Raw genomic sequence first — 18504 nt, forward strand, 5'->3', positions numbered from 1 at the left:
CAGATCACCCCCCCTTGGAGTACCTCACCCATGCCCGAGAAGACCCACGAGTACGACTACGTCGTCATAGGCGGCGGCACCGCAGGCTCCGTCATCGCCTCCCGTCTCACCGAGAACCCCGACGTCACCGTCGCCGTCATCGAGGGCGGCCCGAGCGATGTGGGCCGCGACGACGTGCTGACCCTGCGCCGCTGGATGGGCCTGCTCGGCGGTGAGCTGGACTACGACTACCCGACGACCGAGCAGCCACGCGGCAACTCGCACATCCGGCACAGCCGCGCCCGCGTCCTGGGCGGCTGCTCCTCGCACAACACCCTGATCGCCTTCAAGCCGCTGCCGTCCGACTGGGACGAGTGGGAGGAGGCCGGCGCCAAGGGCTGGGGTGCGGTGCCGATGGAGGCGTACTACGCCCGGCTGAAGAACAACGTCGTCCCCGTCGACGAGCAGGACCGGAACGCCATCGCCCGTGACTTCGTCGACGCGGCACAGAGCGCGCTCGACGTCCCGCGCGTCGAGGGCTTCAACAAGCAGCCCTTCACCGAGGGCGTCGGCTTCTTCGACCTCGCCTACCACCCCGAGAACAACAAGCGCTCCTCGGCGTCGGTGGCGTATCTGCACCCCGTGATGGACGAGCGCGAGAACCTCACGATCCTGCTGGAGACCTGGGCGTACCGGCTGGAGCTGAACGGCACGCACGCCGAGGGCGTGCACGTGCGCACCAAGGACGGCGAGGAACAGCTGATCCGCGCCCGGCGCGAGGTGGTCCTGTGCGCGGGCGCCGTCGACTCGCCCCGTCTGCTGCTGCACTCCGGCATCGGCCCCAGCGCCGACCTCGAAGCGCTCGGCATCCCCGTCGTGCACGACCTGCCGGGCGTCGGCGAGAACCTCCTCGACCACCCGGAGTCGGTGATCGTCTGGGAGACCCACGGCCCGATCCCCGAGAACTCCGCGATGGACTCCGACGCGGGCCTGTTCGTCCGCCGCGACCCCGAACACCAGGGCCCCGACCTGATGTTCCACTTCTACCAGATCCCGTTCACGGACAACCCGGAGCGACTGGGCTACCAGCGGCCGGAGTTCGGCGTCTCGATGACCCCGAACATCCCCAAGCCGAAGAGCCGCGGCCGCCTGTACCTGACCAGCGCCGACCCGTCCGTGAAGCCCGCGCTCGACTTCCGGTACTTCACCGACGAGGACGACTACGACGGCCGCACCCTCGTCGACGGGATCAGGATCGCCCGCGAGATCGCCGCGACCGAACCGTTGGCGAGCTGGCTGAAGCGCGAGGTGTGCCCAGGTCCGGAAGTCACCGGCGACGAGGAGCTGAGCGAGTACGCGCGCAAGGTCGCGCACACCGTGTACCACCCGGCGGGCACCTGTCGTATGGGCGCCGCCGACGACCAAATGGCCGTCGTGGACCCGCAGTTGCGGATCCGCGGACTGGACGGCATACGCATAGCCGACGCCTCCGTCTTCCCGACGATGACCGCAGTGAACCCGATGATCGGGGTGCTCATGGTCGGGGAGAAGGCCGTCGAACTGATCGGAGGTGAGGCGTGATGAGTACGACCCCCAAGACCATGACGACCGACAGCACGAAGAACGACAGCACGACGACCGACAGCACTACGCCCGAGACCCGCAAGCCCCCGACCGCCCCGGTCTTCTCCGTCGAGGGCCTGTGGAAGGTCTTCGGCCCCAAGGCGGACCGCATACCCGCCGACCCCGAGCTGACCGCGCTCACCCCCGCCGAACTGCGCACCCGCACCGGCTGCACGGCGGCCGTCCGTGACGTGTCCTTCGACGTCCGCAAGGGCGAGGTCTTCGTCGTGATGGGCCTGTCCGGCTCCGGCAAGTCCACGCTGGTGCGCTGTCTGACCCGGCTGATCGAGCCGACGGCGGGCACCATCGCCATCGACGGCGAGGACGTCCGCGCCATGGACAAGACCCGCCTGCGCGAACTGCGCCGCCACCGCGCCGCGATGGTCTTCCAGCACTTCGGCCTGCTCCCGCACCGCACGGTCCTCGACAACGTGGCGTACGGCCTGGAGATCCAGGGCGTCGGCAAGGCGGAGCGCCGTGAGCGGGCAGCCAAGGTCGTCGCCAAGGTCGGCCTGGAGGGCATGGAGCACCGCAGGCCCGGCCAGCTGTCCGGCGGTCAGCGCCAGCGCGTCGGCCTCGCGCGGGCGCTGGCGGTGGACCCCGAGGTCCTGCTCTTCGACGAGCCGTTCAGCGCGCTCGACCCGCTGATCCGGCGCGACATGCAGGAGGAGGTCGTCCGCCTGCACCGCGAGGAGGGCCGCACGATGGTCTTCATCACCCATGACCTCAGCGAGGCCCTCAAGCTCGGCGACCGCATCGCCCTGATGCGCGACGGCGCCGTGGTCCAGCTGGGCACCCCGGAGGAGATCGTGGGCTCCCCGGCCGACGACTACGTCCGCGAGTTCGTCCGGGACGTGCCGCGTGAGCAGGTCATGACGGTGCGTACGGCGATGCGCGCCGCGTCGGCGGAGGAGGCGGGCAGCGGCCCCGCGCTCGCGCCGGACGCGACGGTGTCCGAGGCGATCGAGGCCGTGGCGCGTACCGGGGCCCCGGCCCGGGTCATGGAGGGCGGGCGCTGTCTCGGGGTGGTCGACCACGAGCGGCTGCTCGGCGTCGTGGCGGGGACGGAGCAGCCAGTCATAGCGGGGACGGAGCAGCCCAAGGAGGTCGCGTGATGGCCACCGTCACCGCAGCCGCCCCGCGCGTCGCCCTGCCCGGCTTCCTCAAGCGCCCGGCCGCCCGCAAGCTCCTGCTGCTCGCCCTCGTCGCCGCGATCCTCGTCCCGCTGGCCAACGCCCGCTGGGCGAGCGGCACCTGGCCGGCCGCGCTGACCGTCGACGTCTCCGAGCCGCTCACCAACGTCAGCACCTGGATCATCGACAACCGGGACAGCCACCCGCTGTTCCTCTACTTCTTCGGCCACATCAGCAACGCGGTCGTGATCTCCGTACGCGCCGTCTACCTGGTGCTGCTCGCGGCCGGATGGGCCGGCGTCACCGCGGCCGCGTCCCTGATCGCCTGGCGCGTCGCCGGCTGGCGGCTCGCCGCCGGTACGGCCGCCGCGTTCCTGGCCTGCGGGTTCCTCGGCATGTGGATCCCGACCATGCAGACCCTCGCGCTGATGATCGTGGCGGTCCTCGCCTCGGTCGTCGTGGGCGCGGTGCTGGGCCTCGCCGCCGGGCTGTCCGACCGTATGGACCGGATGCTGCGCCCCGTCCTGGACACCATGCAGGTGCTCCCGGCCTTCGCCTACCTGCTCCCGGTCGTCCTGGTCTTCGGCATCGGCGTCCCCGCCGCCGTCCTGGCCACCGTCGTCTACGCCGCCCCGCCGATGGCCCGCCTCACCGCCCTCGGCCTGCGCGGCGCCGACAAGGAGGTGCTGGAGGCCGTCGAGTCGCTCGGCACCACCGCGCGCCAGCGCCTGCTGACCGCCCGTATCCCCCTGGCCAGCAAGGAACTCCTCCTCGGCCTCAACCAGACGATCATGATGGCGCTGTCGATGGCGGTCATCGCGTCGGTGATCGGCGCGGGCGGCCTCGGTGACCGCGTCTACCAGGCCCTGGCCTCGGTCGACGTGGGCGCCGCGCTCGCGGCCGGCATCCCGATCGTGCTGCTCGCCGTCGTCCTGGACCGCGTGACCGGCGCGGCCGGCGAAGGCCTCGGCGAGGAGCCGCATCCCAACGGCCGGGCGCGCTGGCTGTACGCCCTGGCCGCCACCGTGGCCGTCGCCGTCGCCGCGCGCCTCGCGGGCCGCCTCGACTGGCCCGACGCCTTGGCGCTGAACATCGCCGAGCCGGTGAACAGCGCCGTCGACTGGATGACCGCCCACCTCTACTCCGGTGTCCCCGTCATCGGCGGCACCGCCGACTGGGCGGGCCACTTCACCACCTGGGTCCTCGACCCCGTGCGCGACGGCCTGCAGTGGCTTCCCTGGTGGTCGGTGCTGCTGATCGTCGCCACGCTCGCCTGGCTGATCGGCACCTGGCGCACGGCCCTGACCGCCGTCCTCGCCATGGCCGCGATCGGCGTACTCGGCGTGTGGAACCCGTCGCTCGACACGCTCTCCCAGGTCCTGGCGGCCGTGGCCGTCACCCTGGTCCTGGGCCTCGCGATCGGCATCGCCGCCGCCCGCAGCGACCGCTGCGAACGCCTGCTGCGCCCCGTCCTGGACGTCTTCCAGACGATGCCGCAGTTCGTGTACCTGATCCCGGTGGTGGCCCTGTTCGGCGTGGGCCGCGCGCCCGCGGTCGCCGCGGCCGTCGTCTACGCGCTGCCCGCCGTCGTCCGCATCACCACCCAGGGCCTGCGCCAGGTCGACCCGGCCGCCCTGGAGTCGTCCCGCTCGCTCGGCGCGACCCCCGCCCAGCAGCTGCGCCAGGTCCAACTCCCGCTCGCCCGCCCGGCGTTGCTGCTCGCGGTCAACCAGGGCGTGGTCCTGGTCCTCGCCGTCGTCATCATCGGCGGCCTGGTCGGCGGCGGCGCGCTCGGCTACGAGGTCGTCTTCGGCCTCGCGCAGGGCGACCTGGCTACCGGTCTGGTGGCCGGCGCCGCGATCGTCTGCCTGGGCCTGATGCTGGACCGGGTGACGCAACCGACGGAACGCCGCGCGAAGAAGGGAGCGTGACATGCGAGTTCGTATGCGCATGCGTACCCGTGTCCGTACGACTGCCGTAGTGGCCGGCGTGTCCTCGCTGGCCCTGCTGGCGCTGACCGGCTGCGGCGCCGCCGACATGACCAAGCAGGCCTCGCCGTTCGCGAACGCCCAGGGCGCCAAGACCGTGACCCTGTCCGTGCAGTCCTGGGTCGGCGCGCAGGCCAACGTGGCCGTCACCCAGTACCTGCTGGAGAAGGAGCTCGGCTACCGCGTCGACACCGTCCAGATCGACGAGGTGCCCGCCTGGGACGCGCTCAGTCAGGGCCGTGTCGACGCTCTCCTGGAGGACTGGGGCCACCCGGAGGAGGAGCAGCGGTACGTCAAGGACAAGAAGACGATCGTGCCCGGCGGTGACCTCGGGGTCACCGGGCACATCGGCTGGTTCGTCCCGACGTACTTCGCCAAGAAGCACCCGGACGTCACCGACTGGAAGAACCTCAACAAGTACGCCGACCAGATGCGCACCGCGGAGAGCGGCGGCAAGGGCCAGCTGATGGACGGCTCGCCCTCCTACGTCACCAACGACAAGGCGCTGGTGAGCAACCTGGACCTGAACTACCAGGTGGTGTTCGCCGGTTCGGAGGCGGCGCAGATCACGCAGATCAAGCAGTTCGCCAAGGAGCAGAAGCCCTTCCTGACGTACTGGTACGAGCCGCAGTGGCTGTTCAAGAAGGTCCCGATGACCGAGGTGAAGCTGCCGGAGTACAAGGAGGGCTGCGACGCCGACCCCGAGAAGGTCGCCTGCGCCTACCCGCACACCCCGCTGCAGAAGTACCTCAACGCGGACTTCGCCAAGAACGGCGGCGAGGCGGCGGCCCTGCTGAAGAACTTCAAGTGGACGACCGAGGACCAGAACGAGGTCTCCTTGATGATCGCCGAGCAGAAGCTGTCGCCCGACGAGGCGGCGAAGAAGTGGGTGGACAGCCACGAGTCCACATGGAAGGCGTGGCTGTCCTGACGGTCACTTCGCGAGGTCGGCCGCGATCTCCCGTAGCGCCTGAGCGGCGCCGCGCTGGAGCTGCGGCCCGAACGTGACCCGGGTGGCCCCGAGTTCACCGAGTTCGGTGGGCGAGGGGCCGCCCGCGACCGTGCCGTGCACATTGATCGGCCCCTGGATCCCGGACCGCAGCAGCGGCAGTACGTCGACGGGGGCGCCGATCGGGTACACGCAGTCGGCGCCCGCGGCGACGTACAACGCGGCCCGCTCGATGGCCTGTTCGGCGGCCCGCTTGGGTGCGGAGCCGTCCCGGACGAAGGTGTCGATACGGGCGTTGACGACGAGCCGGTCACCGGCGGCCTGACGCACCTCGGCCAGCCACTCGGCGTGCCCGCGCGGCTCCTTGAGGACCCCGCCCTCGGAGTCTTCGAGATTGCACCCCACGGCGCCCGTCTCCAGCAGCCGCTCCACGAGCTCCTTGGGCGCGATCCCGTACCCGCCCTCGATGTCCGCGGACACCGGCACGTCGACGGCCCGTACGATCCGCGTGACCGCCGCGAACATCTCGTCGGCCGGGGTCTGCCCGTCCTCGTACCCGAGACAGGCCGCGACCCCCGCGCTGGGCGTGGCGAGCGCCGGGAACCCGGCCTCGACGAAGACGCGGGCGCTGGCGGCGTCCCAGGGTCCGGGGAGGACGAGCGGGTCGGCGGGGGAGCGGCGCCGGTGGAGTGAGCGGAGGATCTCGACCTTGTCCCCGTTCTTGGCCCCGCTCCTGGCCCCGCTCTTGGTCCCGTTCTCGGTCACGCGGTATGTCCCCCTGGTGGAATACGGCGGCTGACCATCACCCGATTCCAGCTGTTGATGGCGACGATCAGCCCGATGAGATGGGCGAGTCGGGCGGCGCCGAAGTGCGCGGCGGCATGCGCGTACACCTCGTCGGGCACGAACCCGTCCGTGAGCACGGTAACCGCTTCGGTCAGCGCGAGCGCGGCCCGTTCCCGCTCGTCGAAGCGGTCCTCGGCCTCCTCCCAGGCGGCCACCAGGTCGAGCTGCTCCTCGCTGACGCCGTGCTCGCGGGCGAGGGCGAGATGCATGTCGAGGCAGAACGCGCAGTGGTTGAGCTGCGAGGCCCGGATCACCACGAGCTCGGCGAGGGCCGGGTCGCCGAGGCCCTGCTTGGCGGTCGCGCTGAGCGCGGACATGGCCCGCGCGACCGCCGGGTCGAGCCGCCGGGTGCGGACCGTCACGCGTGCTGCCCCGGCTGGTAGTGGCCCGGTGCCATACGGCAGGTCACACCGAACCGGTTCCACGCGTTGATCACCGTGATCGCGGCGATGAGCTGCGCCAGCTCGGCCTCCTCGAAGTGCTTGGCTGCCTTCGCGTACACCTCGTCGGGCACGAACCCGTCCGTCAGCACGGTCACGGCCTCCGTCAGCTCGATCGCCGCGAGCTCCTTGGGGGTGTAGAAGTGCGCGGACTCCTCCCAGGCGCTGAGCTGCACGATCCGCTCGACGCTCTCGCCCGCCGCGAGCGCGTCCTTGGTGTGCATGTCGAGGCAGAACGCGCAGTGGTTGAGCTGCGAGGCACGGATCTTCACCAGCTCGTACAGCTTGGGCTCCAGCCCCTTCCGGGCGGCCGCGTCGAGCCGGATCATCGCCCGGTAGACCTCGGGGGCGTGCGCGGCCCAGTTCAGCCGGGCGGGGTGTTCGGGGGCGTACTCCACTGCGGTGGTGGTCTCTGTAGTCGTCATGATCCCGACCCTAGGAGTGAAGCAGCCCAGGAGTATGGTCCACTTTCATGCCGAAACCTTGGGCCACTTTGGGCATCGACCTCCACCTGGAACCGGCCGGTCCGGGCCTGCGCCGGGGCCTGACCGACGCCCTGCGCGACGCGGTCCGCACCGGCCGCCTCGCCCCCGGCACCCGACTCCCGTCCTCCCGCTCCCTCGCCACCGACCTGGGCATCGCCCGCAACACGGTCGCCGAGGCCTACACCGACCTGGTCGCCGAGGGCTGGCTCACGGCGCGCCCGGGGTCGGGGACGCGGGTGGCGGAGAGGGGGACGGGCGGAGGCGGCGGCTCACCCCGCACCTCCACCACTGTCTCCGCCACCCCCTACGTCACCGCCCCACCCCGCCCGCACCACCCCCGGCCCCGCCCCCGCCCCGCCTACGACCTGCTCCCCGGCACCCCGGACCTCGCCTCCTTCCCCCGCACGGAGTGGCTCAAGGCGGCGCGCCGCGCCCTCCTCGCCGCCCCGCACGAGGTCCTCGGCTACGGCGACCCGCGCGGCCGTGCCGAACTGCGCGCCGCCCTCGCCGGCTACCTCTCCCGCGCGCGGGGCGTGCGCGCCGACCCCGAGCGGATCGTGGTGTGCGCGGGGTTCGGGCACGGTCTGCAACTGCTCGGCAGGGTGCTGCGGGCGCGCGGGGCGCAGACGGTGGCGGTGGAGTCGTACGGCCTCCCGCCGCACTGGAACCAACTGACGGCGGCGGACCTGACCACCACCCCCCTCCCCTTCGACGAACTCGGCACGAACCCAGGGGAGTTGACGGACGAATCGGCGGTCCTCCTCACCCCCGCCCACCAGTTCCCCATGGGCATGCCCCTGCACCGTGACCGCCGGGCGACGGTGGTGGACTGGGCGAGCCGCACCGGCGGCCTGGTCCTGGAGGACGACTACGACGGCGAGTTCCGCTACGACCGTCAGCCCGTCGGCGCGCTCCAGGGCCTGGATCCCGACCACGTCGTCTACCTGGGCACGGCCAGCAAGTCCCTCGCCCCCGCTCTGCGCCTGGCCTGGATGGTGCTGCCGCCGACGCTGGTGGAGGAAGTGACGGCGGAGAAGGGCCACGTGGACACGTGCGGTGCGCTGGATCAGCTGACGCTGGCGGAGTTCCTCACGTCCGGCGCCTACGACCGCCACGTCCGCGCCGCCCGCCTGCGCTACCGCCGCCGACGCGACGCCCTGGTCCGCGCCCTGGCCACCCATGCCCCCCACCTCAACGTCACCGGCATCGCGGCCGGCCTCCACGTCCTCCTGCGCCTCCCGCCCGGCACGGAACAGTCCGTGGTCCAGGCGGCCACCTGGCAAGGCCTGGCCCTCCACGGCCTCAGCACCTTCCGCCACGAGTCCGCGACGGCGGAGCGCATGGATGCCCTGGTGGTCGGGTACGGGACGCCGCCGGATCATGCGTGGGCGGGGGCGTTGGAGGCGTTGTGCAGGGTGCTGCCGTGAGGGCCCCTCAGAAGTCGTCTCAGTCGGATTGACGGAGCCATGGTTCCTGCGGTCCCCCGTTCCTGCTGCGCATCAGCGTCTGGTGGTGTGGTCCAGGACTGCGGCGGCGAGCGGCGCGTGCACCTCAGGTGGGAGTGCGTGCCCCATGCCGGGGATACCGACGATGCGTGCGCCCTGGATCGCCTGGGCGAGGTGGTAGGGATCTGCTTCCAGTCCGAGGTCCACCACGGGGCGGGACCACATCTCCAGCAGGCGGGGTGCGATACCCGGGAGTTCCTCGGGCGGGGTCCGGGTTTCGTCCGGCTGGATGTACGGGATGGTGCTGAGCGCGCTCGTGCCGAGCAGGGTCGCGCTGAGCAACCGGTCGGGATGGTCGGCGATGAGGAGTTGCGCGAGCATGCCGCCCATGGACATGCCCACAATGTGGGCGCGTTGGACGTCGAGGGCGTCCAGTACGGCGAGGGCGTCTTCCGCGAGTTCACCGAGGGGATAGGGGCGCTGGTCGAACGCCCAGGTGGAGCGCCCGGTGTCGCGGTGGTCGTAGCGGATCACGCGATGGCGGGAGGCGAGCATGTCCACCAGTTCGTCCGGCCAGCCCAGGCCGGATGCTTGCGCGCCCATGATCAGCAGCAGCGGATGTGCGTCGGCGGCACCACGGTCTTCCGTCCAGAGGCGTACACCGCCTCGTGGCAGTCGGTGCACCGCTGCTTCACTGAGGGGGCGGAGCCCCCGGAAGGCTCCGGGGTCGAAGGGGCGGAGCCCCTGGAGGACGGGACGGGTAGGGCCGGCGGGGGCGAACCCCGCCCCACCGGCAACCACAACGCAACGGTCACCGCACAGCAGCCCTCCGCCCACCCCCCTCACCGCCGGAGGCAACCGGCGCCTCCCCGAACCGCGCCAACGCCAACGCCCCCGCCACCGCCACCCCGAACCCCATCACCGCCAACCACCCCAACCCCTCCCGCGTGCGATCCCCCAGCCACACCACCCCCACCACCGCCGGCCCGACCGTCTCCCCGATCACCAGCCCCGCCGTAGCCGTGGTCACCGACCCCCGCTGCAACGCCGACGTCAGCGCCAGAAACGCCGCCCCACCCCCCAACAGCAGCGCATACGTCGCCGGATTCGCCACCAGCTCCGACACCGCGAGCGAGTCGATCAGCCGTACCGCCACCTCCACCACCCCGAACCCGAACCCGGCCGCCAGCCCGAGCACCAGCCCCCGCCCCCGCTCCGGCAGCCGCCCACCCGCCAGCCCCACGCCCAGCACCACCAGAGCCACCCCGAGCATCGAGAACTTCAGCGCGTCCGACCCGCCCAGATCCCCCTCCGGCCCGGAGGCGAGCCCGAGCATCGCCAGCCCGGCACACACCACCCCGACCGCGCCCCACTCACCCCGCCGCAACCGCACATGCAGCAACCGCGCCGAGACCACCGCGGTCACCGCGAGAGCGGACGCCAACGCCGCCCCGACGGCGTAGATGGGCAGCGACCGCAGGGCTACGACCTGCAGCAGAAAGCCGAGCCCGTCCAGGGCGAGCCCTGCCAGATACCGCCACTGCCGCAGCGCCCGCAGCAACACCCCCGCCTCGCCGCCCCGACCGCCCTGCGCGCTCGCCGCCCGCGCGGCCATCGCCTGCAGGACGGTGGCCGTACCGAAACAGACCGCCGCACCAAGCGCACACACCATCCCAATGAGCACAAAGCGACTGTAGGTGAGGGGTAGAAGATCAGCCCCGCCGACAGCCGCACTCGCAACGATCTCTAGGCTGTCCGCCGGACAAGAACGGGATCACCGGCGACAGCCGGCTCATCGGGGGAGACACACATGGCGGAAACGCGACGGCGGCTGCGCTCCAGCACGGTCGTACTCGGCGGTATGGGAGTCATCGCCGCGGCCCTCACCTCCTGCGGCTCGGACCCCGACCGCCGCTGCGTGGACCGCGACAGCTACACCTACGAGGGCTACAAGGTCATCGCCGACAAGAACTGCAGTTCCGGCTCCAGCACCTCCAGCTCCTCCTACGGCAAGAGCCGCAAGAAGACCGGCTCCGGCAGCAGCTCCGACGCCTCCTGGTACTACGACGCCGACATCGACGACGGCCGCGCCGACTACGGCACCTTCAGCCGCAGCGAGGCCGTCGACCGAGGCGGCTTCGGCTGCTCGGGTTCGGGCAGCAGCGGCGGCTGAGCAGGACGCAGGACACCGCATATGGAGCGCCGCACGATCGAGCCCCGCCCCGGCTGGCAGCAGACCGTCGAGGAACAGGGGCTCATCTACCCCCTCACCCGCCACCCCGACAACTCCCTGCGCCCGTACTGGGACGAGAGCGCCCACTACGTCTTCTCCCTGGCGGAGGTCGAGTCGCTGGAGGAGGTCGTCGAGGAACTCCACGCCATGTGCCTGACGGCGGCCGGGCACATCGTCGCCGAGAACCGCTTCGCCGACCTCGGCATCACCGACCCGCGCGTCGCGGACGCGGTCGCCGAGGCCTGGCGCCGCCGCGCCGAACTCCCCTCCCTCTACGGCCGCTTCGACCTCCGCTACGACGGCACCGGCCCGGCCAAGCTCCTGGAGTACAACGCCGACACCCCCACCTCACTGGTCGAGGCCGCCTCCCCTCAGTGGTTCTGGATGGAGGAACTCTTCCCCGGCGCCGACCAGTGGAACTCCCTCCACGAACGCCTCATCGCAGCCTGGAAGAAGCAGTCCGCCCTGCTCCCGCCCGGCAGCCCCCTCTACTTCGCGTACTCCTCCGCCGACGAACTCGGCGAGGACATGATGACGGTCGCCTATCTCAAGGAGACCGCGGAACAGGCCGGCCTGGACACCGGCTGGATCTCCATGGAGGAGATCGGCTACGACCGCCTCTCCGGCCGCTTCGTCGACACCCAACTCCGCTTCATCCGCAGCTGCTTCAAGCTCTACCCGTGGGAGTGGCTCACCACCGACCGCTTCTCCGACCATGTCCTGGACACCCTCGACAACGGCGGCGGCACGGGCACGACCCTCTGGATCGAACCGGCCTGGAAGATGCTCCTCAGCAACAAGGCCCTCCTCGCCATCCTCTGGGAGCTCTACCCGGACCACCCGAACCTCCTCCCCGCCTACCTCGACGGACCCCGGGAGCTGGCGAGCACGACCGGCTACGTCGCCAAGCCCCTGCTGGGCCGGGAGGGCGCCGGCGTGACGATCCACGAACCCGGCGCCGAGCCGACCGTGCGCGAAGAGCCCTGCTGCTACCAGCAGTTGGCGCCCCTCCCCGCCTTCGACGGCAACCACGTCGTCCTCGGCGCGTGGGTCGTCGAGGACGAGGCGGCGGGCCTCGGCATCCGAGAGTCGTCCGGCCTGATCACGGACGAGTACGCCCGCTTCCTGCCCCACGTGATCCTGTAACGGCCGTACAGGGAAGGCGCACCCTTCCGCCCGTCCACCATCTGGTCCAGGCAATCCATGGCGCCCAGGTCGTCGACATCCCCGGCATGGGTCACGCACTCCCGGCCGGCTCACACCCCGAGTACGTCCCGCAACTGGGCGAGCCCCCAGTCCAGATCCTCCTTCCCGATCACCAAGGGCGGCGCGATACGGATGGTTTGCCCACGGGTGTCCTTCACCAGCACACCCCGCTCCATCAGCTTCTCGGACACCTCCCGTCCGGTGCCGTACGCCCGGGCGATGTCGATCCCCGCCCACAGCCCACGCCCGCGCACCGCCGTCACCCTCCCGGTCCCGGTCAACGCCCCCAGCTCCCGGTGCAGATGCCCGCCCAGCTCCGCCGCCCGCGCCTGGAACTCGCCCGTCCGCAGCATCGCGATCACCTCCAGCGCCACCGCACAGGCCAGTGGATTCCCGCCGAACGTCGACCCGTGCTCCCCGGGCCGGAACACGCCGAGCACCGAGGCGCTGGACACCACCGCCGACACCGGCACGATCCCGCCCCCGAGCGCCTTCCCAAGGACATACACATCCGGCACCACACCCTCGTGCTCGCACGCGAAGGTACGCCCCGTGCGCCCAAGACCCGACTGGATCTCGTCCGCCACGAACAGCACGTTCCGCTCCCGCGTCAGTTCCCGCACCGCCGGCAGATAGCCCGCCGGAGGGACGAGAACCCCCGCCTCGCCCTGGATCGGCTCCAGCAACACGGCCACCGTGTTCTCCGTCAACGCCTCCCGCATCGCCGTCAGGTCCCCGTACGGCACGATCTCGAATCCCGGCGTGTACGGCCCGAAGTCCGCCCGCGCCTCCGGGTCGGTGGAGAAGCTGATGACCGTCGTCGTACGGCCGTGGAAGTTGTTCCCCGCGACCACGACCTTCGCCATCTCCGCCGGCACCCCCTTGACCCGGTACCCCCACTTCCGCGCGGTCTTCACCGCCGTCTCCACGGCCTCCGTCCCCGTGTTCATCGGCAGCACCATCTCCATCCCGCACAGCTCGGCGAGCTGCTCGCAGAACGCCGCGAACCGGTCGTGATGAAACGCCCGCGACGTCAGCGTCACCCGCTCCAACTGCGCCTTCGCCGCCTCCACGATCCGCCGGTTGCCGTGCCCGAAATTGAGCGCCGAATACCCGGCCAGCAGATCCAGATACCGCCGCCCTTCCACATCCGTCATCCACGCCCCGTCCGCCGTCGCCACCACGACCGGCAACGGGTGATAGGTGTGCGCGCTGTGCGCGTCGGCCGCGGCGATCAGGGATTCGGTGGTGCTCGACGTACTCACGGGGCTCTCCGTTTCCGCCACCACGAGGGCTCGCGCTCCGCCGGTCACGAGGCTCGTGGCCACTGTCCATTTTCTGGCTTATCGAGTGTTTCGCGGCCCCTTCCTATCGTTGCTCGGATGGTGGACGCGGGACCGTGCTCCGTCGGCGCGCCCGGTAGGCTGATCGACGGGCCGTGACTGGCGCGCTGGGATGGGACCGACCATCGGGGAGCGGCCCACTGGACCCTGTTGTCCAGCACCGAGTGCCGTGCGCCTGGGCCGTACCGTGAACGCTGCACACCACGTCCGGAGGTCCCCATGTCTGCCGAGCCCCTCTCCACCGAGTCCACCGCCTTCCGTGCCGCCCTCGACGTGATCCGCGCCGTCGAGCCGCGCGTGGCCGACGCCATCGGCCAGGAGGTCGCCGACCAGCGCGAGATGCTCAAGCTGATCGCCTCCGAGAACTACGCCTCCCCGGCCACCCTCCTGGCGATGGGCAACTGGTTCAGCGACAAGTACGCCGAGGGCACCGTCGGTCGCCGCTTCTACGCCGGCTGTCGCAACGTCGACACCGTCGAGTCCCTCGCCGCCGAGCACGCCAAGGAGCTCTTCGGCGCCCGCCACGCCTACGTCCAGCCGCACTCCGGCATCGACGCCAACCTCGTCGCCTTCTGGGCCGTCCTCGCCGCCCGCGTCGAGACCCCCGCCCTGGAGAAGGCGGGCGTCCGCCAGGTCAACGACCTCTCCGAGGCCGACTGGGCGGAACTGCGCCGCGCCTTCGGCAACCAGCGCATGCTCGGCATGTCCCTGGACGCCGGTGGCCACCTCACCCACGGCTTCCGCCCGAACATCTCCGGCAAGATGTTCGACCAGCGCTCCTACGGCACCGACCCGGCCACCGGCCTCATCGACTACGACGCCCTGCGTGCCTCCGCCCGCGAGTTCAAGCCGCTCATCATCGTCGCCGGCTACTCCGCATACCCCCGTCTCGTGAACTTCCGGATCATGCGCGAGATCGCCGACGAGGTCGGCGCCACGCTCATGGTCGACATGGCCCACTTCGCGGGTCTCGTCGCCGGCAAGGTCCTCACCGGCGACTTCGACCCGGTCCCGCACGCCCAGATCGTCACCACCACCACCCACAAGTCGCTGCGCGGCCCGCGCGGCGGCATGGTCCTGTGCGACGACTCCCTCAAGGATCAGGTCGACCGCGGCTGCCCGATGGTCCTCGGCGGCCCGCTCCCGCACGTCATGGCCGCCAAGGCCGTCGCCCTGGCCGAGGCCCGTCAGCCCTCCTTCCAGGACTACGCCCAGCGCATCGTCGACAACTCCCGCGCGCTGGCCGAGGGCCTGATGCGCCGGGGCGCGACCCTCGTGACCGGCGGCACCGACAACCACCTGAACCTCATCGACGTCGCCTCCTCCTACGGCCTCACCGGCCGCCAGGCAGAGGCCGCGCTCCTCGACTCCGGCATCGTCACCAACCGCAACTCCATCCCCGCCGACCCCAACGGCGCGTGGTACACCTCCGGCATCCGCATCGGCACCCCCGCCCTGACCACCCGTGGCCTGGGCACCGCCGAGATGGACGAGGTCGCCGCCCTCATCGACCGCGTCCTCACCACCACCGAGGCGGGCACGACCAAGTCGGGCGCCCCCTCCAAGGCCGCTCACGTCCTCGACCCGAAGATCGCCGACGAGATCTCCCACCGCGCCACCGACCTCGTGGCCGGCTTCCCGCTGTACCCGGAGGTCAACCTGGGCTGAGGCCGAGGCCGACGCCAGGGCCGACACCCAGGTCTGCGCCGGGGGCAGGGCCGACGCCGAGGCTCCGGTCAAGGGACTGACGCCTAGGGCCCGCCGCCGAGGCTATGGCCCGCCGCCGAGGCTAAGGCCCGCCGCCGGGGCTGAGGTCAGACGCCGAGGCTTCGGTCAGGGGGCTGACGCCTAGGTGTCCGCCGGGTCCCAGAGCCCGCCCGCCGAGGCTGAGGTCAGACGCCGGGGCTGAGGTCAGACGCCGAGGCTCAGGCCAGACACCGAGGCTGAGGCCAGGGCCCGACGCCGACGGGCGCGGCTTTCGGCCGTGGGCCCTGGAGCGACGGTCTCCGACCTCGGCCGACGCCCCCGCAGCGACGGTCCTGACCCCGGCCGACGCCCCCGCAGCCCTCACCGGTCCAGGTCGATCAACACCTGTCGTGGCTCCTCCCGCGGCGGTCCGGCTCCCTGCCGGGCCGCCGCGCGGCGTATCAGCAGCGTGCCGCCGATGCCTGTCGCGAACCCGGCGGCCAACCCCGCCATCGCCCACCCGGCGTCATCCAGAGCCAGGCCGGGCCAGGCCCCGGTGGCAGCGTTCTCGACGACCTCGTCCTCCGTCTCACCGAGCAGCCCGCCCAGGTCCAGCCGCTCGAAGACCGAGCGCGGCGCCCGGTGCCAGCGGATGTCGTCGTCCTCCACCTCCGGCGCGAGATCCGACCGCACCCATGGGGTGCCGTCCTGGGCCACGAACAGCTGGTCCTGCCGCTGGATGGCCACGTCCCCTCCCGGAGGCCGGTCCGTCTGCGGCCAGCCACCGACTCCTGTCAGCCCCCAGACCACCGTGATCCGCATCGGCGGATGACGCCCCTCGACCCAGTTTTCAGACACCCGCTCCGTCCCGACGTACGTCGGCTGCAACAGCTGCCACAGCCGGGCGAACGCCGGCTCGCCGGAGTGCAACGCCGTCGTCCGTCCCGTGCCGCCCGCGACGATCACGGCCACGTCCGGGACGTCCCTGCCCTGGGGCGGTGCCGCCTCCGCGGTTGTCACCACCCCGGACAGCCCGCACAGGACCAGCGCAGTCGACATCGGCACGAGCAGTGTGGGCCGTGCCTTCCGGCCACTGCTCCGCCCTCGGCCTCGTGTCCCCATCAGTCCCCCTCCACGTCTCATCAGCCCCCATCCACCTCCTCGACCTCCCGCTCACCGAGTCCCGGCGGCCACGGCCACGAGCAACTCGGCGCGCCCTACCCGGGCCAACCCCCATGTCCGCCCATCCGCACCCCCCAGCCGAGCGATCCCCGTGCGGCCCGTCCCCGAGCCGCGTGTCACTTCTGGTACACCGCCCGACCCGCCTGGGTTCCCACCCCGGCGCCACTATTTCCGGACCGGCTGTTCGGGGACCTCGGGCCGGCTGCTCGGCGGGCCCGGAACGGCTGCTTGGCGGGCGCCTGGCCGGCTGCTGGGACGGCCTTCCGGGCCGGCCCTTCGGAGGCGTTCGGACCGGCTGTTCCGAGGGATTCAGACCCGCAGTTCCGAAGGCCCCTCCCGACCATCTCGCGGGTCTCCCCACTACCCCGATGACACCTCGGACGCCCTCTCAAGCGACCGCGCGATCTCCACCGCCCGCTCCTCCGACGCCACCCCTTCCAGCCTCAGCGTCACGGTCCCGCCCCCGGCCCCGGCCCTGCTGGTCCACAGCAACGTCGGCCCGGCGGTGCGCTCCTCACGCGTGTAGCGCTCCCCGCTCGCGTCAACCAGCCAGAACGTCAGCAGGTGCGGCCGGGCGAACCACAGGGCCGGGTCGGGTGAGCCGCCGTCCGCCGTGTCCGCGCCCAGGGAGATCCATTCCGGCGGTTCGCGCACGGTCTTGGCGAAGCCGATGTCCAGGCTCGCCTGCCGCTCGTCCAGCCGTATCGTCCGCCCGTCCTCGCGCCAGCACAGGCTCACCGCGAACCGGCCCCGTGGCTCACCCGTCACCGCAGCCGTGTCCGGCATGCCGAGTTCCTCCGGCACCAGCGGTTCGAACCCGGCCCGGCGCTCGGCCTGCGCGAGCGACACCGAGTGGCCGCAGCCGGGCACCTCGGCGCCGGGCGAGGGGACCGCCGACGGGTCGTACCGCACCTCGACTCCGGCGAAGCCGAACCAGTCGAAGACCGCCGCCCGCACTGGGGGCGTGAGCACGAGCACGGTCAGCAGGCCGCACAGCGCCGCGGTCAGCGACCGCCACCGCAGGCGCGTCCAGCGCCGCACCGCCCGCAGCCGCTCCACGGCGCCCGGCGGCTCGGCCACCGGAACCGTCGCGTGCTCGGCGAGTATCTGCCCGAGCACCCGCTCGACCATCGTCTCGGCGCCGTCCACCGCACCCGGCGTGTCCAGCGAGCGGCCGAGTGCCCGCAGCTCCTCGGGCAGCCGCGATGCGTCTCCACGCCGACGGCGATCGCCGGTCCCGCCTCCGCCCCCGGTGGCGTCCCGCTCGTATGCACGCCGTCCGTCACCGCCGTCGTACGCCCCGAGCCCGTCGCCCTCGTACGGCGCGTGTCCGTCGCCCTCGTACGGCATCCCTTCATCACCCACGCTCATCGCTCATCTCACCTCCCTCCCGAGGCTCAAAGTCCGGCAGCAAGCGCCCCAGCTTCCGCAGCGCGCGGTTCAGCCGGGACTTCACCGTGCCCCGGGGCCAGCCCAGGGCCTGGGCCGTCTCGGACTCGTCCATCTCCAGGAGATAGCGGTAGGTGACGACCAGGCGGTGCTCCTCGCTCAGCTTCCCCAGGGCGGCCTGGAGTGCGGCGCGGCGCTCTATCTCCAGAGCGGCCACCGCCGGGTCCGCCGATTCCGGTATCAGCGGCTCCGCCTCCACCAACGCCGCCTCGCGCCCGGCGAGCGTGCGCTGGCGGGCCGCCGTGCGCACTGTGTTCCTCGTCTCATTGGCGACGATGGCCAGCAGCCATGGCTTGAACGCCGCGCCGTCCTTGAACCGGCCCAGCGAGCAGTACGCCTTGACGAAGGCCTGCTGCACCACGTCCTCCGCGTCCGCACCCGCCCCGAGCGCCGCGGCCGCCCTGAGCGCGATGCCCGTATGGGCTCGCACCAGCTGCGCGTACGCCTCCGGCTCTCCGGCGCGTACGCGTGCGATCACCGCGGCCTCATCGACGATGCGGCCCCCCTCCCGCGTCCT

At 71.8% G+C, this 18504-nt stretch carries 17 protein-coding genes and 1 riboswitch; of the genes, 8 read left to right on the top strand and 9 right to left on the bottom strand.

Features of this window, described 5'->3' with window-relative positions; all coding sequences use genetic code 11:
• Positions 1 to 30 precede the first annotated feature (30 nt).
• The 4 genes from ACIA8X_RS24505 to ACIA8X_RS24520 are packed head-to-tail and all read left to right on the top strand — an operon-like array spanning position 31 to position 5654.
• Positions 31 to 1560 (top strand): GMC family oxidoreductase, encoded by a 1530-nt coding sequence (locus ACIA8X_RS24505; protein ID WP_399459100.1) that lies wholly within the window; start codon positions 31 to 33, stop codon positions 1558 to 1560.
• Positions 1560 to 2717: a glycine betaine/L-proline ABC transporter ATP-binding protein gene (locus ACIA8X_RS24510; protein ID WP_393453619.1), complete on the top strand. Its 1158-nt coding sequence runs from the start codon at positions 1560 to 1562 to the stop codon at positions 2715 to 2717. The genes ACIA8X_RS24505 and ACIA8X_RS24510 overlap by 1 nt, the downstream gene beginning before the upstream one ends.
• Positions 2717 to 4666: an ABC transporter permease gene (locus ACIA8X_RS24515; RefSeq protein WP_393453622.1), complete on the top strand. Its 1950-nt coding sequence runs from the start codon at positions 2717 to 2719 to the stop codon at positions 4664 to 4666. The genes ACIA8X_RS24510 and ACIA8X_RS24515 overlap by 1 nt, the downstream gene beginning before the upstream one ends.
• A gap of 1 nt (position 4667) precedes the next feature.
• Complete coding sequence (locus ACIA8X_RS24520; RefSeq protein ID WP_393453625.1) at positions 4668 to 5654, top strand: ABC transporter substrate-binding protein; 987 nt, start codon at positions 4668 to 4670, stop codon at positions 5652 to 5654.
• A gap of 3 nt (positions 5655 to 5657) precedes the next feature.
• Here ACIA8X_RS24520 and ACIA8X_RS24525 read toward each other — a convergent pair whose 3' ends face one another.
• The 3 genes from ACIA8X_RS24525 to ACIA8X_RS24535 are packed head-to-tail and all read right to left on the bottom strand — an operon-like array spanning position 5658 to position 7383.
• Positions 5658 to 6374: an isocitrate lyase/phosphoenolpyruvate mutase family protein gene (locus tag ACIA8X_RS24525; RefSeq protein ID WP_393453918.1), complete on the bottom strand. Its 717-nt coding sequence runs from the start codon at positions 6372 to 6374 to the stop codon at positions 5658 to 5660.
• A 59-nt stretch (positions 6375 to 6433) separates the two neighbouring features.
• Complete coding sequence (locus tag ACIA8X_RS24530; RefSeq protein ID WP_399459101.1) at positions 6434 to 6880, bottom strand: carboxymuconolactone decarboxylase family protein; 447 nt, start codon at positions 6878 to 6880, stop codon at positions 6434 to 6436.
• Positions 6877 to 7383, bottom strand: a complete 507-nt coding sequence (locus ACIA8X_RS24535) for a carboxymuconolactone decarboxylase family protein (RefSeq protein ID WP_393453631.1) — start codon at positions 7381 to 7383, stop codon at positions 6877 to 6879. The genes ACIA8X_RS24530 and ACIA8X_RS24535 overlap by 4 nt, the downstream gene beginning before the upstream one ends.
• 47 nt (positions 7384 to 7430) lie before the next feature.
• On the opposite strand from ACIA8X_RS24535, the gene ACIA8X_RS24540 reads away from it, so the two are divergent.
• Entirely contained in the window at positions 7431 to 8870 is a 1440-nt protein-coding gene (locus ACIA8X_RS24540; RefSeq protein WP_399459102.1) for a PLP-dependent aminotransferase family protein, read from the top strand.
• A 72-nt stretch (positions 8871 to 8942) separates the two neighbouring features.
• On the opposite strand, the gene ACIA8X_RS24545 is transcribed toward ACIA8X_RS24540, so the two are convergent.
• The gene (locus tag ACIA8X_RS24545; protein ID WP_393453636.1) at positions 8943 to 9572 is read right to left on the bottom strand and encodes an alpha/beta fold hydrolase; all 630 of its coding nucleotides are present in this window, start codon (positions 9570 to 9572) and stop codon (positions 8943 to 8945) included.
• Positions 9573 to 9699: 127 nt separating this feature from the next.
• Entirely contained in the window at positions 9700 to 10560 is an 861-nt protein-coding gene (locus ACIA8X_RS24550) for a hypothetical protein (protein WP_393453921.1), read from the bottom strand.
• Between the two features lie 138 nt (positions 10561 to 10698).
• Here ACIA8X_RS24550 and ACIA8X_RS24555 point away from each other — a divergent pair, with 138 nt between their 5' ends.
• Both ACIA8X_RS24555 and ACIA8X_RS24560 read left to right on the top strand, forming a co-directional pair.
• On the top strand, positions 10699 to 11061 hold the full coding sequence (locus ACIA8X_RS24555) for a hypothetical protein (protein WP_393453639.1): 363 nt from the start codon (positions 10699 to 10701) through the stop codon (positions 11059 to 11061).
• 21 nt (positions 11062 to 11082) lie between these two features.
• A complete protein-coding gene (locus ACIA8X_RS24560) occupies positions 11083 to 12267 on the top strand; it encodes a glutathionylspermidine synthase family protein (RefSeq protein WP_393453642.1) in 1185 nt (394 codons plus the stop codon).
• A 110-nt stretch (positions 12268 to 12377) separates the two neighbouring features.
• Here ACIA8X_RS24560 and rocD read toward each other — a convergent pair whose 3' ends face one another.
• A complete protein-coding gene (gene rocD / locus ACIA8X_RS24565; protein ID WP_393453645.1) occupies positions 12378 to 13592 on the bottom strand; it encodes an ornithine--oxo-acid transaminase in 1215 nt (404 codons plus the stop codon).
• A 163-nt stretch (positions 13593 to 13755) separates the two neighbouring features.
• Positions 13756 to 13858: riboswitch (ZMP/ZTP riboswitch) on the top strand.
• Between the two features lie 31 nt (positions 13859 to 13889).
• Here rocD and ACIA8X_RS24570 point away from each other — a divergent pair.
• The gene (locus ACIA8X_RS24570; RefSeq protein WP_399459103.1) at positions 13890 to 15338 is read left to right on the top strand and encodes a glycine hydroxymethyltransferase; all 1449 of its coding nucleotides are present in this window, start codon (positions 13890 to 13892) and stop codon (positions 15336 to 15338) included.
• A gap of 399 nt (positions 15339 to 15737) precedes the next feature.
• Here the strand turns inward: ACIA8X_RS24570 and ACIA8X_RS24575 are convergent, their stop codons facing one another.
• The 3 genes from ACIA8X_RS24575 to ACIA8X_RS24585 form a co-directional block, all read right to left on the bottom strand.
• Entirely contained in the window at positions 15738 to 16415 is a 678-nt protein-coding gene (locus tag ACIA8X_RS24575; protein ID WP_393453651.1) for a hypothetical protein, read from the bottom strand.
• Between the two features lie 483 nt (positions 16416 to 16898).
• On the bottom strand, positions 16899 to 17909 hold the full coding sequence (locus ACIA8X_RS24580) for a hypothetical protein (protein WP_399459104.1): 1011 nt from the start codon (positions 17907 to 17909) through the stop codon (positions 16899 to 16901).
• Entirely contained in the window at positions 17896 to 18465 is a 570-nt protein-coding gene (locus tag ACIA8X_RS24585) for an RNA polymerase sigma factor (protein WP_393453656.1), read from the bottom strand. Before ACIA8X_RS24585 ends, ACIA8X_RS24580 begins: the two co-directional genes overlap by 14 nt.
• Positions 18466 to 18504 lie beyond the last annotated feature (39 nt).

The sequence above is a fragment of the Streptomyces sp. NPDC051738 genome, from assembly GCF_044453205.1.
In the GTDB taxonomy this organism is placed as follows: domain Bacteria; phylum Actinomycetota; class Actinomycetes; order Streptomycetales; family Streptomycetaceae; genus Streptomyces.

Bases quoted from the DNA above. Each gene is read 5' to 3' on its own strand.
- ACIA8X_RS24520 (WP_393453625.1), top strand. From the start codon at position 4,668: ATGCGAGTTCGTATGCGCATGCGTACCCGTGTCCGTACGACTGCCGTA.
- ACIA8X_RS24510 (WP_393453619.1), top strand. From the start codon at position 1,560: ATGAGTACGACCCCCAAGACCATGACGACCGACAGCACGAAGAACGAC.
- ACIA8X_RS24505 (WP_399459100.1), top strand. From the start codon at position 31: ATGCCCGAGAAGACCCACGAGTACGACTACGTCGTCATAGGCGGCGGC.
- ACIA8X_RS24515 (WP_393453622.1), top strand. From the start codon at position 2,717: ATGGCCACCGTCACCGCAGCCGCCCCGCGCGTCGCCCTGCCCGGCTTC.
- ACIA8X_RS24575 (WP_393453651.1), bottom strand. From the start codon at position 16,415: ATGTCGACTGCGCTGGTCCTGTGCGGGCTGTCCGGGGTGGTGACAACC.
- ACIA8X_RS24540 (WP_399459102.1), top strand. From the start codon at position 7,431: ATGCCGAAACCTTGGGCCACTTTGGGCATCGACCTCCACCTGGAACCG.
- ACIA8X_RS24555 (WP_393453639.1), top strand. From the start codon at position 10,699: ATGGCGGAAACGCGACGGCGGCTGCGCTCCAGCACGGTCGTACTCGGC.
- ACIA8X_RS24535 (WP_393453631.1), bottom strand. From the start codon at position 7,383: ATGACGACTACAGAGACCACCACCGCAGTGGAGTACGCCCCCGAACAC.
- ACIA8X_RS24550 (WP_393453921.1), bottom strand. From the start codon at position 10,560: ATGGTGTGTGCGCTTGGTGCGGCGGTCTGTTTCGGTACGGCCACCGTC.
- ACIA8X_RS24570 (WP_399459103.1), top strand. From the start codon at position 13,890: ATGTCTGCCGAGCCCCTCTCCACCGAGTCCACCGCCTTCCGTGCCGCC.
- ACIA8X_RS24580 (WP_399459104.1), bottom strand. From the start codon at position 17,909: ATGAGCGTGGGTGATGAAGGGATGCCGTACGAGGGCGACGGACACGCG.
- ACIA8X_RS24560 (WP_393453642.1), top strand. From the start codon at position 11,083: ATGGAGCGCCGCACGATCGAGCCCCGCCCCGGCTGGCAGCAGACCGTC.